Consider the following 15,202-nt stretch of genomic DNA (forward strand, 5'->3'; position numbering starts at 1 on the left):
GTTAATCGTTTATTTGTTAAGTCGTTTAATCGAAAGCAGTTAAACAAATAAACGTTTGAACAATTAAACAAAAAACACATGCATGTTTTTTCGTTTGAAAAGTTAGAAGTCTGGCAAAACTCCAGAATGTTTGTTTTGGATATTTATAAATTAACTAGTAAATTTCCATCAAATGAAATATTCGGAATAACTTCTCAGATAAAAAGAAGCTCCAGTTCAATTGCTACAAATATTGCAGAAGGAACTTCGAGAAATACGAATAAAGATAAAGCTCATTTTTTAACTATTTCATATTCATCAGCAATGGAAACTTTAAACCATTTGATTATTTCAAAAGATTTAGATTATTTATCTGAGATTGAGTATATAGCATCTCGTGAGAAAATTGAGAAAATCTGCAATCAGATTAATAGTCTTAAAAAGTATTATCTTTCAAAAGAATAAAACATTTAAGCAATAAACAATGCACGTTTACAAGATTAAACAAATTAACAGTTAAACGAATAAACAGTAAAACGATTATGCCTTTATATAAAAGTCAATCTTTAAAAGTACATAACACGCTTTCGGGCGAGAAAGAAAATTTCAATCCAATTCATGAGGGAAGTATTGGAATGTATGTTTGCGGACCTACAGTTTACAGTAATGTACATCTTGGAAACGTTAGGACTTTTATGTCATTTGACGTAATTTTCAGGTATCTTTTGCACCTTGATTATAAAGTACGTTATGTTCGAAATATTACTGATGCAGGACATTTAACAGATGATGGGGATATTGATAACGATCGTTTCGTAAAACAATCCCGATTAGAGAAATTAGAACCTATGGAAATTGTACAGAAATATACTGTGGATTTTCATAAAGTGCTAGACACCTTTAATTTCCTTCCTCCTACTATTGAACCAACGGCTACGGGTCATATTTTAGAGCAAATAGAATTAACCCAAAAATTAATTGATTCAGGTTTCGCATACGAAAGTAACGGATCTGTTTATTTTGACGTCTTTGAATACAACAAGAGAGGAATGAAATATGGCGAATTAAGCAATCGTAATATTGATGAGCTTTTTGCTAATACGAGAGATTTAGACGGACAAAATGAGAAAAAGAATCCACAAGACTTTGCGCTCTGGAAAAAGGCTTCACCAGCACATATAATGCGTTGGAATTCGCCTTGGGGCGAAGGTTTCCCTGGCTGGCATTTAGAGTGTACCGCTATGAGTACTAAATATCTGGGAGAAAAATTTGATATTCACGGCGGCGGAATGGATTTAAAATTCCCACACCACGAATGTGAAGTTGCGCAAGGAAAAGCATGCAATGGAGAATCACCGGTAAATTACTGGATGCACACCAATATGCTTACTATGAACGGATTACGAATGAGTAAATCTACCGGAAATTATATTTTACCTTTAGAATTGGTTAAAGGTGATAATCCTTTTTTCGAAAAATCATTTGAACCTAATATTGTTCGTTTCTGTTTTCTACAGGCGCATTATCGAAGTGTTTTAGACATTTCTAATGATGCAATGGTAGCAAGCGAAAAAGGATATCACCGCTTAATGGAATCATATAAATTAGCTTCATCATTAAAGTCAAGCAATTCATCATCCTTAGATGTTGCTGCATGGAGACAGAATTGTTATGATGCCATGAACGACGATTTTAATACTCCTATTTTAATTGCACAATTATTTGAAGGAGCACGCTATATTAATGTCGTAAATGACGGAACTGAAAGATTGACAGCGGAAGATATTGAATTATTATCTACTACGTTTTCTAATTTCTTGTTTGACGTTTTAGGAGTGAATAATAAAGTTTCTCAAAATACGGCAGATACAACTGAAAAATTAAATGGAGCAATTGAACTATTAATTCAAATGAGAAATCAGGCTAGAGCCGATAAGAACTTTGCCCTTTCTGATCAGATTCGTGACCAATTAATTGATTTAGGAATTCAGTTGAAAGACGGGAAAGAAGGAACCAGCTTTTCAATATAACCAATTCATTTTCTAATAAATCATGAAAGTAACTACTCCGTTTGTTTTATTAGTTCGCTTTTATCAAACTGCAATTTCGCCTTTTACACCGGCAAGCTGCAGGTTCGAACCTACGTGTTCGACATATATGATTCAAGCCCTGCAAACTCATGGATTATTTTATGGCGGATATTTAGGAATAAAACGAATATTGAGCTGTCATCCCTGGGGAAGAACAGGCTACGATCCTGTTCCTGAAAAGAAGTGTTCTCACAAACATTAACTTTAAATAAAGACTTACTCTGCTTTAAATATTTATTTTTACAACTCAAAAAACAATTTAATATATGTCACACTCCTTAAATGTCATTTGGAATCCTTCAGAAGGAATCGATTTAGGATTTTTTATGATTCGTTATTACAGTTTAATGTTCGTAATCGCTTTTGGTTTAGGCTGGTTTATAATGAAAAACATTTTCGAGCGTGAAAATGAATCAATCGACAAGTTAGATTCTTTATTTGTATGGACCGTCTTAGCTACATTAATAGGAGCTCGTTTAGGTCATGTATTATTTTATGATTGGGAATATTTTAGAAATCATTTACTTGAAATCTTTTTACCTTTTAGATTCGAACCAAAATTTGAATTTACAGGCTTTCAGGGATTAGCCAGTCATGGTGCCGCAATTGCAATTATCATTGCCATGTACTATTATAGTAAAATGATCTTAAAACGTCCGTTATTATGGATATTGGATCGTGTAGTAATTCCGGTGGCAAGCGGCGCAATCTTTGTTCGTTTAGGAAACTTCTTTAATTCTGAAATCATAGGAAAAGAAACTGATTCTGCTTTTGGAATTCGTTTTTTACACGATCAGTTCAGTAAATCTGAAGCTGTAAATGCAACTCAAATCGCAGATCCAAAAGCTGCTTATAATGCAATCGCAACAGATCCTAAATTTGCCGATTTATTGGCTCAGGTTCCTGTAAAACACCCAACTCAATTGTATGAAGGTATTGCTTATATTTTTGTTTTTGCAATTCTGTTCTTTTTATACTGGAAAACAAATGCAAGGCTTAAATCAGGATTATTATTCGGATTGTTCCTTGTTCTTTTATTTGTAGTACGTTTTATCGTTGAATTTGTAAAAGAAAGCCAAGGCGGTTTTGAGAACGAATTAGGCATTTTCTCAACGGGACAATGGTTAAGTATCCCTTTTATCATTATCGGACTTTTCTTTATCATCAGAGCACAAAGAAATCCTTTAGCAGCATCTTAAATTTTATTTATTTTTAATATAAAAAAACGCCCAAAACTTAATTGTATTGGGCGTTTTCTTTATTAAACCATTACCCACATCCCGAAATTATCAATGAGAAATTATCACACTAAATAGCCATTAATTTTTTGTTTTTTAAAGAGCACAACTTACCGTTTTCACCATAACCCTGAGTCCCGCTGTACACTATATCTTTTCCCTGCTAAAGGAGCAGGAAAAAGGATATCGTTTCCATCGGGGCTAATTTAGAAATGTATTTTCCATAAGAGTTTACGCTTAATTTACTTTGAAGATTAATCATTATCAGGGAAAAGAAAAGCTTCTAATAATCTAGCGCACTGAAATTTAAAAAAAGACTTTGATTTACTAATTTATTTTCTTTAAATTCGGTTGAACATAAAAATAAAAAAAAACTGTTCTTATTGCAGCAACCTTGGATAAATTCAAAATTATTTACCTTAAAATTATTAGTAATGTCAATTCTTTACCAAAGCCCAAAAATAATTATTCGTGAATTTTTACCTAGAGAACAACAAACTTTTTTAGACCTATTTAAAGATACACAAGTTACAAAATACCTTCCGGATGCCACACCAGAAAGATATGTGGAGATGTTCAACGAATTACTTGAAAATTATAAAAATAAAAATCTAAGCCGATGGGCTATATTCGATACTTCAAATAATGATTTTATCGGAATATGTGTTGCTCGTATTTTTGCGTACAACACAAACCAGATAGAAATTGGGTATGTACTTAGCAGGAAATATTGGGGAAAAGGTATTGCTACAGAAGTATGCAAGGCGATAGTGCAATATAGTTTTGCAAATACAACTACAAAAGAAGTTGTCGCTATAACCGATATCAACAATAGCGGATCACAGAATGTACTGCAAAAAGCCGGATTTTTACGATTGGACAATCTAATAAGAAATGAAGAAGAGATAGCTTATTTCATGATCAAGGGATCATTGATATAGTAATTACTTTCTTCTAATATGCTACAATAATAAAGAGAATATTGTCACGTTTGGATTTATAATTGACACTTCCAATCGATAATATTCAAGCACCACATATTAAATATCAAGTTGGAATCACATCAAAGATTCTAATTTCATTTCTCATAAAATCAATACACAATTTACTCGGTCATGAATTTAATATTCGTAGAAGTTATAACCACGCAATAAAATATCCTGTAGGGTATTATAAAAATAAACAACGTAAAATCTACATAGACAGGTGTAGTACATAAAAAAAAAGATCCAACTTTCGCTGGATCTTTTTTGATTTATATAAACTTGCAATTATGCTTGTTTGTGTTTTTCTTCGATAGTATGTTTTTCATCTTTAGAAATCGTGTCTACCAATACTGGTGTAGCTATAAATAATGAAGAATAAGTTCCTACAACAATACCAACTAACATTGCGAAGATAAATCCTCTGATAGATTCTCCACCAAAGATAAACATCGTTAACAATACAATGATCATCATTAATGACGTATTCAATGTTCTTGATAATGTAGTATTAATAGAAGCGTTTACGATATCTTCAAAACTACCTTTACGGTTTCCGATGATAAACTCTCTAACCCTGTCAAATACAATTACAGTATCATTCATAGAATAACCAATAACTGTTAGAATTGCAGCGATAAAATGCTGATCCATTTCCATGTGGAAAGGCATGAATTTATAACATAAAGAGTAGATTCCTAATACAAAGATAACGTCATGCGCTACAGCTGCAATCGCACCTAATGAATATTGCCATTTACGGAAAGAAACCATTAAGTATAAAAAGATCGCTGCCATTGCACCTAAAACTGCCCAATATGAGTTTGTTTTAATATCTTCAGAGATAGAAGCTCCAACTTTAGAAGATTGTAAAACACCAACTTTTTTACCGTCAAAAGTATTTGTGAATTTATCATAAGTAACATTAGGGAAATATTTCTGTAATGCCGTATATAATTTTTGATTTACTTCTTCGTCGATAGCAACACCGTCCTCTTTAATCTTATATTTTGTAGTGATTTTTAATTGGTCATCATCACCTAAAATTTTAGCTTCAACCGGAGTACCAAACGCAGCAGATAATTCATCTGAAATTACAGTAGCGTCAATTGGTTTTTCAAATTTAACCTGGAAAGTTCTTCCTCCAACAAAATCAACACCTTCATCTAATCCGTTAACGAAGAAGATAGATACTAAACTTACTACAACTACAATTGAAGAGAAGATGTATGTAAATTTCTTGATTTTAATAAAGTCAAAGTGGAAATTAGTAAACCAGTTTTTAGTAATATTTGTAGAGAAAGTTAAATCAGCTTTTCCGGCAATATTTCTGTCGATAAAAATTCTAGCGATAAAAATAGATGTAAACATTGAAGTTACGATACCAATAAGTAAAGTTAAAGCAAAACCTTTAATTGGTCCTGTTCCAAAGATAAATAAGATAGCTCCAGTTAAAACGTGTGTTACGTTTGCATCAATAATAGAACGCATTGCACCGTGCCATCCGTAAGATGTAGCCACTGCTTCTGATAAAGATTTACCTTCACGTAATTCCTCTTTTGCTCTTTCAAATATAATAATATTCGCATCTACCGCTGTACCTAATGTAAGTACGATACCTGCAATACCTGGCAATGTTAATACAAAACCAAAACTTGCCATAATTCCGAATAAGAAAAGTAAGTTTAATAATAATGCAAGATTAGCATACCAACCTGCTTTACCATAATAGAATACCATCCATAAACAAACTAATAAAAATCCTAATACAGATGAAATTGTACCTGCATCAATTGCAGCCTGACCTAAAGATGGTCCTACAACAGTTGATTGAACAATATCAGCAGAAGCCGGTAATTTACCTGCATTTAATACGTTAGCTAAATCTTTAGTTTCCGCTACATCAAATGAACCTGTAATTTCAGATCTTCCACCTGCAATTGGCCCACTAGTAACACCAGGAGCAGAATAAACAATATTATCTAAAACAATAGCAATATATCCTTTTTGAGAAAAAGCTCTTCCTGTTAATTCTTCCCAAACTTTAGCACCCTGACTGTTCATTTGCATAGAAACAGCTGGTTTTCCTAATTGGTCAAAAGTATCTTTTGCATCAGTTACAACACCACCGCTCATAGCAGGAACGTTGTCTCTGTTACCTTTTAAAGCATATAATTCAACAGCTTCAAGATCTTTTCCTTTTGCATCTTTAATAGAAGTTGGTTTACTCCAAACAAATTTCGCATTGTGTTGGTCAGCAGCCAATAAAATTCTGATGTCTGCTCTTTTAAAGTAAGCATTTACAGTAGCAGTATCTTTTGTAGCAAAATAACCTAAAACTGGTCCGCCACCCTGACCTAACATTTTGTCAAATAATGGGTTGTTTCCTTTTTTAGTATCTACTGAATCTTTAGTGTCAGTCAATAAAGCATTCAATGAATCTTTAGCAACAGTTTTAGTTTCTGTTTTTTTAACTTCAGTCTTTTTTAAAGATTCGTTAGCAGCAACTAAAAAGTTTCCTATTTCTTCTACCTTATAAGTTTCCCAAAACTCTAATTGAGCTTTTCCACCTAATAATTTTTTAATTCTGTCAACATCTTTAGCACCCGGAAGTTCTACTAAGATTCTTCCTGTTTCTCCTAATTTTTGGATGTTTGGTTGTGTAACTCCAAATTTGTCGATACGCTCTCTTAATACTTTGTAAGCACTTTCAACAGACTCATCAACTTTTCTTTTGATTACTTTTTGAACTTGTGAATCAGACATTTGAAAATCGATTCCACCTTCTCCTTGTAAACTTCTGTTTGCAAAGATATCAGGTGAAGCTAATTTTACAGTTCCGTTTGAATTCGCTTCAAAAGCTTCAAAAAACTTATTTAAATAGGTTTTGTTTCCTTCTAAATTTGCACTTGCATCAGCTAATGATTTATTAAATACCGGATTTTTAGAATTGTTTGACAAACCTTTTAAAACATCTTTAATAGAAATTTGAAGAATCACGTTGATTCCTCCTTCTAAGTCAAGACCTTTATTTAGTTGTTTGTTTTTTACTTCATTATAAGTAAAATCCGAAAAACCAAGGTTTAACACTTTTTCTTTACCAATAGAATCCAAGTATTTTAATTCTTTGTCAGGATTATCTCCTGCAAAAGCTTTAGCTTCACTTTTGACATTATTTGCCACAAAAGTGAAAGAGAGTTGGTAAATACTTACCAATGCAAATAGAATTGCGAAAAATTTAATAAGTCCTTTATTCTGCATTATTACTAAAAATTAATTATGTTTTATTGTTTGTTTTTGTTTTAAAGTACCATAAAATAAGCCCCGACATGATTTTTTAAAACTAAAAATTCCAGATCACGAATTACCACATTTTTTTTAAACCGAGCAAATATATAATTAACGAAAAGATTAACCAATTTATTTATTAATTAATCTTAAAAAAAAGACTGCAAAAGTGCAGTCTTTTCCTTTTTTTTCGAAAATCCTTATACTAAAATCGATTTTAGAGCATCATTCATACCACGAACCGCATCTGCACTTTTAGCAAATAAGGTTTTTTCCTGGTCATTTAATTTGATGTCTAAGATTTCTTCTACTCCGTTTTTACCAATTATGCATGGTACACCTATACATATATCATTTTGTCCGTATTCTCCTTCAACAAAAACAGAGCATGCAATCATTTTCTTCTGATCGTTTAAAATACTGTCTACAAGGAATGCAACAGAAGCTCCCGGCGCATACCAGGCTGAAGTTCCTAAAAGTCCTGTAAGTGTAGCTCCACCCACCATTGTATCAGCAGCTACTTTTTGCAATACTTCTTCTGAAAGAAATTCTGTTACCGGAATTCCGTTATAAGATGCCAGACGCGTTAAAGGAATCATAGTAGTATCACCATGTCCGCCTATAACCATTGCTGAAATATCATTTGCAGGTTTATCCAAAGCTAAAGAAAGATACGTTCTGAAACGAGAACTGTCTAACGCTCCACCCATACCAATAATCCTGTTTTTAGGTAATCCTGTAGATTTTAGTGCTAAATAAGTCATAGTATCCATAGGATTTGAAACTACAACAATTATAGTATCCGGAGAAAATTTCAATACATTCTCAGCAACTGTTTTTACAATTCCTGCATTTATACCTATTAATTCCTCACGAGTCATTCCTGGTTTTCTTGGAATTCCTGATGTAATTACTACTACATCACTTCCAGCGGTTTTAGAATAATCGTTGGTCACGCCAGATACTTTGGTATTAAAACCTGTATTTGTCGCACATTGCATAATATCCAACGCTTTCCCTTCGGCAAAACCTTCTTTAATATCCAACAACACTACTTCGCTTGCAATTCCTCTATAAGAAATAACATCTGCACATGTAGCTCCAACATTTCCTGCTCCTACAATGGTAACTTTCATATTTTATACTTTATCGGTTATTAATTAATTTGTTTGTTTTGTAAATCAACAATTCGTTTAATCGTCTAAGTAAATTTAAACAATTAAACGAATTGATGATTAAAATTTATTATGCATCGATATTAGCGTAGACTGCATTTTTCTCGATAAATTCTCTACGTGGCGGAACTTCATCGCCCATTAACATTGAGAAAACTCTATCGGCTTCAGCCAGACTATCAATATTTACCTGACGTAAAGTTCTAAAGCTCGGATCCATTGTAGTTTCCCACAATTGTTCTGCATTCATCTCCCCAAGACCTTTATAACGTTGAATAGCAGCACTTCCGCCCATTCTTTCATTTGCCTGATCACGTTGAACGTCATTCCATGCATATTCTTTTTTATTTCCTTTTTTAACTAAGTATAAAGGTGGCGCTGCGATATAAACGTGACCTTCTTCGATCAATTCTTTCATGAAACGGAAGAAGAACGTTAATATTAAGGTAGAAATGTGACTACCATCGACATCGGCATCACACATGATGATTACTTTATGATATCTTAGTTTTTCAAGATTCAAGGCTTTACTATCTTCTGCAGTACCTACTGTAACTCCTAAAGCGGTAAAGATGTTACGAATCTCTTCGTTTTCGAATACTTTATGATGCATCGCTTTTTCAACATTCAAAATCTTACCACGTAATGGTAAAATCGCCTGAAAAGCACGATCTCGACCTTGTTTTGCTGTTCCACCAGCCGAATCTCCCTCGACAAGATAAACCTCACATCTTGCAGGATCCTGCTCAGAACAATCTGAAAGTTTTCCTGGCAATCCACCACCGCCCATAACGGTTTTACGCTGTACCATTTCACGTGCTTTTTTAGCAGCGTGACGGGCTTGTGCAGCAAGAATTACTTTTTGGATAATGATACGGGCATCATTTGGATTTTCTTCCAAATAATTCTCTAACATTTCTCCAACTGCCTGAGAAACCGGAGAAACTACTTCTCTGTTTCCTAGTTTAGTTTTTGTCTGTCCTTCGAATTGTGGTTCTTGTACTTTTACCGAAATAATAGCAGTTAATCCTTCACGGAAGTCATCTCCCGCAATTTCGAATTTCAATTTATCCAACATTCCGGATGCATCTGCGTATTTTTTAAGGGTTCTTGTCAAACCACTTCTAAAACCTTGTAAATGCGTTCCTCCTTCGTGTGTATTAATATTATTTACGTAAGAGAAAATATTCTCTGTATAACTTGTATTATAAATCAAGGCAACCTCAACCGGAATTTCACCTTTTTCGTGATCCATGCTGATAACGTGAGAAATAATTGGCTCACGGTTACCATCTAAATAGCGAATATATTCTTTAAGCCCCTCATCAGAGTGAAAAACTTCTACTTTGAATTCACCTTTATCATCAACTTCTCTTTTGTCTGTAAATGTAATTGTGATTCCTTTATTCAGGTAAGACAACTCACGCATACGAGCAGATAAAGTATCATAAGAGAACTCTGTAGTTTGTGTAAAGATGGTATTGTCCGGGTAAAAAGTCTGACGTGTACCTCTTTTATCTGTTTCTCCAACTTGTTTAACAGGATAAACAGCTTTACCTCTTTCATATTCTTGTTCGTAGATTTTACCGTCTCTGAAAACAGTAGATTTCATATGAACCGAAAGGGCATTTACAACCGAAACTCCAACACCGTGTAAACCTCCGGAAACTTTATAAGAATCTTTATCGAATTTACCTCCGGCACCAATTTTAGTCATTACTACCTCAAGTGCCGAAACACCTTCTTTTTTATGTAAATCAACTGGAATACCACGACCGTTATCTTCAACTGTTACTGAACCGTCTTCGTTAATTGCAACACCAATAGTATCACAATGTCCTCCCATCGCCTCATCAATAGAGTTATCAACAACCTCATAAACCAAATGATGTAGCCCTCGAACTCCCACATCTCCAATATACATCGATGGACGCATTCTTACGTGCTCCATTCCTTCTAATGCCTGAATACTATCTGCTGAATAATTGTTCTTCTTGATTTCTTCGCTCATATAATTTATTCTAAAAAATGTAATTATTGTCTAACACGCAAATATATAAAAACGCAAATTATATATCCGTTAAAATACGATTTAAAGCACTTAAGTTATTAACACAATTGTGTGAAAAATCAAAAAATAAATTCCAAATTCCAAAAATTATCCTCTTTGACGAAGAAATTTTAATTTTAAATCCAAAAAAAATAAACTAAATCCCAATTTTGAAATTCCAAATTCCAAATCTGTAAATAAAAAAATCCGAATCTAACACTTGAAATGTTATTTCGGATTTTTTAATAAATTACTCAGTCTTCAATTTAGAATTTGAAATTCGTCTATTGGAATTTCAAAATTGGAATTTAACCCTAAACTGTAACTCCGGCTTTTGAAATTTCAATCCCCGCTTTTACGTGAGCTGCATTTGCTCTTCCGCTTGGATCTTGATTTTCCTGCCATTTCGGGATCCATTTTCGTACTGTTTGTGCCGCACTCACTTGTGGGTAAAATTTATGGAAAATAGATCTGTAAAAATAAGCTTCTTTTGTTGTTGGCGAATTGTATGGAAATTCGGCACTAGCTCCCGCTAATTTCTCATCAGAAACCTGTGTTGCACAATATTCAATTAGTTCATCGATCCAATTGTATCCAACTCCATCTGAAAACTGTTCTTTTTGTCTCCATAAAATTTCAGTTGGCAAATACGGATTTTCTGGCGTATCAAATGCTTTTCTTAAAATATATTTTTCAATTCCATCATACGTTTTTGGCTGTTTTTCTTCTGTTCTGATTCTGATGGAAACATCTAAAAAATCCTTATCTAAAAACGGAATTCTGACTTCTAATCCATGTGCCATTGTTGCTTTATCTGCGCGCAATAAATCGGCAGTAAACAATTTCTGAACTCTTTCAATTGTCTCATCCTGAAATTCTTGAGCTGATGGTGCATTTCTAAAATACAAATGTCCTCCAAAAACCTCATCAGCACCTTCTCCTGAAAGGATAGCTTTAATTCCCTGATCTGCAATTTCTTTAGACAACAAATACAAAGGAACTGCGGCTCTTACCGATATAATATCGTAAGTCTCAATATGATAAATTACTTTTTCTAAAATAGAAACACCTTCTTCAACAGTAAAATGAATTTCATGATGCTCCGTACCTAAAAACTCAGCTGCTTTTCTTGCCGCTATATTATCAGGTGAATCTGCATCTAAACCAATAGAAAAAGAATGTAATTTTTCGCCTCTTTCGGCAAATAATCGGGAAGCAATTGAAGATAATAAAGACGAATCTAAACCTCCTGAAAGCAAAACCCCAATAGGCACTTCGCTCATTAAACGTTTACGGGTTGCTTCAATTAATGAATCGCGAACTAAATCAAGATCTAATAATTTATTAGCATTTGAATGATCTTCATATTCGGGATTATAATATTTTACAAAACCTGTTTTGCCTGTATAATAATGTCCGGGAGGAAAAGTTGAAAATGATTTACACTGATCGGCAATTGATTTCATTTCCGAAGAAAAATAAATTCTGCCTCTTTCGTCTAATCCGTAATATAAAGGCTTAACCCCGACGGCATCTCTGGCCGCAATATAATTATCACCATCAATAATTACAAAAGCAAAATCGCCATCAAGCATATTACAAAACTTATATCCAAATTCTTCATACAAATGCACGATAACTTCAGAGTCTGATTTTGTTCTAAAAGTGTGATCTTTTAAAACCGTATCTTTTAATTCCTGATAGTTATAAATTTCTCCATCATGCACCATCCACGCTTTATCAGTTCCCTGAATAGGCTGTTTGCCCGATTTAAGATCGATAATCGACAAACTTTCATGACAAATAATACTGCCATTTTCCATAATATGCAAATCACTTTCATCAGGACCACGATGCGACATTCTTGTAGAAAGCTCTTTTACGAGTTGCGGGTCTTTTCCTTTACCTATAACGGCTAATAATCCAGACATACTATTCTATATTTTTTATTTATTTTATTTTTAGTCGCTATCAAATCTAGCAACCAAATAATGTATTATGATTTATAAATTTTCAGCTGAACTAAATATCATTTTCTGCTTTTCTGTAATAATACAATTACAATATTATGAATTTTATTTTATTTTCAGCTAATGCCAAATATAAAAAAGAAAGTCAAATAATTATCGGAAAATACAATTTAAGTAACTGAAATAATATAATTTAACAATATTAGACAAGAAAAACGTCCTCAAAAATGAGAACGTCTTCAGAAAATAATATATACTAATTCTAATAATTCTTGTTTATGCTTTCGCGTAAGCATCATCATGAACGCTTGCTACAGCTCTTCCTGAAGGATCATTCATGTTTTTGAAAGCTTCATCCCACTCCAATGCAATTTTTGTACTACAAGCCACACTTGCTTCCTGAGGCACACATAATGCTGCGGCATCACTAGGAAAATGTTCTGCAAAGATGGAACGATAGTAATATTCTTCTTTAGAAGTTGGTGTTTGTAATGGAAATTTATATTTCGCATTTGCCAATTGCTCATCCGAAACTGCTTCGCCAACTACTTCCTTCAAAGTATCAATCCAGCTGTATCCTACTCCGTCTGAGAATTGTTCTTTTTGTCTCCATGCTACACTTGCCGGCAACATATCTTCAAAAGCTTTACGAACTACCCATTTTTCCATTGGATGTTCCTCGTTGATCATCTTATCTTGTGGGTTGATGCGCATCGCAACATCCATAAATTCTTTGTCTAAAAACGGTACACGACCCTCAATTCCCCACGCCGCTAAACTTTTGTTGGCACGTAAACAATCGTACATGTGAAGTTTACCTAATTTACGAACGTTTTCTTCGTGAAATTCTCTTGCATTTGGCGCTTTATGAAAGTATAAATACCCTCCAAATAACTCATCTGCACCTTCACCAGACAGCACCATTTTAATTCCCATTGATTTGATAACTCTCGCCATTAACCACATTGGTGTTGAAGCTCTAACCGTAGTTACATCATACGTTTCAAGGTTGTAAATTACATCACGTACGGCATCTAAACCTTCCTGAATTGTGAATTTAATTTCATGGTGAATTGTACCAATATGTTTTGCAACAATCTGAGCCGCTGCTAAATCTGGAGAACCTTCAAGTCCTACTGAAAAAGAGTGCAATTGCGGATACCAGGCATCTGTTGTATCATCAGATTCTATACGTTTTTGCGCATATTTTTTGGCTACAGCCGAAGTAATAGAAGAATCTAAACCTCCCGAAAGTAAAACTCCATAAGGAACATCACTCATTAATTGTCTATGAACCGCTGCTTCTAATGCTTTTTTGATTTCAGGAATACTTGTTTCGTTATCTTTTACAGCATCATAATCTGTCCAGTCTCTTTTGTACCATTGTACAAATTCACCATCTTTACTTGTCATATAATGTCCCGGAGGAAACAATTGGATTTTTGTACAATATCCTTCTAAAGCTTTCAATTCTGAAGCTACATAGAAAGTTCCGTCCTGATCCCAACCAATATAAAGTGGAATAATCCCCATGTGATCACGAGCGATAAAATACTCATCTTTCTCCACATCATAAATTGCAAATCCGAAGATTCCGTTCATTTCATCCACAAAATGAGGGCCTTTTTCTTTATAAAGTGCTAAGATAACTTCGCAGTCACTTTCAGTTTGAAAGTTATATTTTCCTTCAAATTGTTTACGCAATTCTCTGTGGTTGTAAATTTCACCATTTGCAGCTAAAACTAATTTTTTATCTTCTGTAAATAAAGGTTGTTTTCCTGAAGCCGGATCTACAATCGCCAAACGCTCATGAGACATAATTGCTTTATCATTGCTGTAAATTCCGCTCCAGTCTGGCCCACGGTGACGAATGATTTTAGACATTTCTAACACTTGAGGTCTTAATGTTTCAGCTTTTTGCTTTAGATCAAAGGCACATACGATTCCACACATAACTATATATTTTTATTTTTAAATTTCATTTTGATAAGGCAAAGATGCATTAAAGGTTACGATTGAAAAACGTAAACACATAAATCAGTTACAATTTTAAACCATAATTCCATTTTTACATGTAAAATGTAAAATTTTAAACCAAAAAAAAGCCCTAAACTTGAAGATTTCAATTTCAGGGATAAATCAAGTATAAAAATTAGCATTTTAAAGAAAACTTTGAATTAAATATTGTGATATTCCAAATTGAGTGAAAGATTCTTAAAGAGAAGAAGAAAAGCGGTATCGTAAATGTTGTTTTGATTAATCTTTTCATTTCGACGAAGGTAGAAATCATACAAAAATGAGTTATTCTTTTATGATTTGACAAGGTCTTTAACATTATAGAATCTTTGCCAGACTTCTCCCGAGACTTCGGGACGCTCAGTCTGACAAAATTGCGAATAAATCCTTTTAATCTGCTTAAATCTGTGAAA

General features: G+C 33.5%; 10 protein-coding genes. 5 read left to right on the forward strand and 5 right to left on the reverse strand.

Going from position 1 to position 15,202, the window contains the following annotated elements; all coding sequences use genetic code 11:
- The first annotated feature begins 78 nt into the window (after nucleotides 1-78).
- The 5 genes from KHA90_RS07155 to KHA90_RS07175 all read left to right on the forward strand — a co-directional run bounded on the left by KHA90_RS07155 (nucleotide 79) and on the right by KHA90_RS07175 (nucleotide 4,248).
- Entirely contained in the window at nucleotides 79-444 is a 366-nt protein-coding gene (locus tag KHA90_RS07155) for a four helix bundle protein (RefSeq protein WP_213296912.1), read from the forward strand.
- A gap of 77 nt (nucleotides 445-521) precedes the next feature.
- Nucleotides 522-2,009, forward strand: coding sequence for a cysteine--tRNA ligase (gene cysS, locus KHA90_RS07160; RefSeq protein ID WP_213296915.1), 1,488 nt, complete (start codon nucleotides 522-524; stop codon nucleotides 2,007-2,009).
- Nucleotides 2,010-2,031: 22 nt separating this feature from the next.
- Nucleotides 2,032-2,271, forward strand: a complete 240-nt coding sequence (yidD, locus tag KHA90_RS07165; RefSeq protein ID WP_213296918.1) for a membrane protein insertion efficiency factor YidD — start codon at nucleotides 2,032-2,034, stop codon at nucleotides 2,269-2,271.
- Between the two features lie 64 nt (nucleotides 2,272-2,335).
- Nucleotides 2,336-3,268: a prolipoprotein diacylglyceryl transferase gene (gene lgt / locus KHA90_RS07170; protein WP_213296921.1), complete on the forward strand. Its 933-nt coding sequence runs from the start codon at nucleotides 2,336-2,338 to the stop codon at nucleotides 3,266-3,268.
- A gap of 473 nt (nucleotides 3,269-3,741) precedes the next feature.
- Nucleotides 3,742-4,248, forward strand: coding sequence for a GNAT family N-acetyltransferase (locus KHA90_RS07175; protein ID WP_213296923.1), 507 nt, complete (start codon nucleotides 3,742-3,744; stop codon nucleotides 4,246-4,248).
- A gap of 330 nt (nucleotides 4,249-4,578) precedes the next feature.
- Here the strand turns inward: KHA90_RS07175 and secDF are convergent, their stop codons facing one another.
- The 5 genes from secDF to asnB (KHA90_RS07200) all read right to left on the reverse strand — a co-directional run bounded on the left by secDF (nucleotide 4,579) and on the right by asnB (KHA90_RS07200) (nucleotide 14,726).
- Complete coding sequence (secDF, locus tag KHA90_RS07180; RefSeq protein WP_213296925.1) at nucleotides 4,579-7,551, reverse strand: protein translocase subunit SecDF; 2,973 nt, start codon at nucleotides 7,549-7,551, stop codon at nucleotides 4,579-4,581.
- Between the two features lie 227 nt (nucleotides 7,552-7,778).
- Nucleotides 7,779-8,714 carry a malate dehydrogenase gene (gene mdh / locus KHA90_RS07185; protein ID WP_213296927.1) on the reverse strand — a complete coding sequence of 312 codons (936 nt, stop codon included), beginning with the start codon at nucleotides 8,712-8,714 and terminating at the stop codon, nucleotides 7,779-7,781.
- A gap of 109 nt (nucleotides 8,715-8,823) precedes the next feature.
- Nucleotides 8,824-10,764, reverse strand: a complete 1,941-nt coding sequence (gyrB, locus tag KHA90_RS07190; protein WP_213296929.1) for a DNA topoisomerase (ATP-hydrolyzing) subunit B — start codon at nucleotides 10,762-10,764, stop codon at nucleotides 8,824-8,826.
- 353 nt (nucleotides 10,765-11,117) lie between these two features.
- Complete coding sequence (gene asnB, locus KHA90_RS07195; protein ID WP_213296931.1) at nucleotides 11,118-12,734, reverse strand: asparagine synthase B; 1,617 nt, start codon at nucleotides 12,732-12,734, stop codon at nucleotides 11,118-11,120.
- 315 nt (nucleotides 12,735-13,049) lie between these two features.
- Complete coding sequence (gene asnB / locus KHA90_RS07200) at nucleotides 13,050-14,726, reverse strand: asparagine synthase B (RefSeq protein ID WP_213296933.1); 1,677 nt, start codon at nucleotides 14,724-14,726, stop codon at nucleotides 13,050-13,052.
- Nucleotides 14,727-15,202 lie beyond the last annotated feature (476 nt).

Source organism: Flavobacterium psychroterrae (genome assembly GCF_018380615.1).
GTDB classification, from domain to species: Bacteria; Bacteroidota; Bacteroidia; order Flavobacteriales; family Flavobacteriaceae; genus Flavobacterium; species Flavobacterium psychroterrae.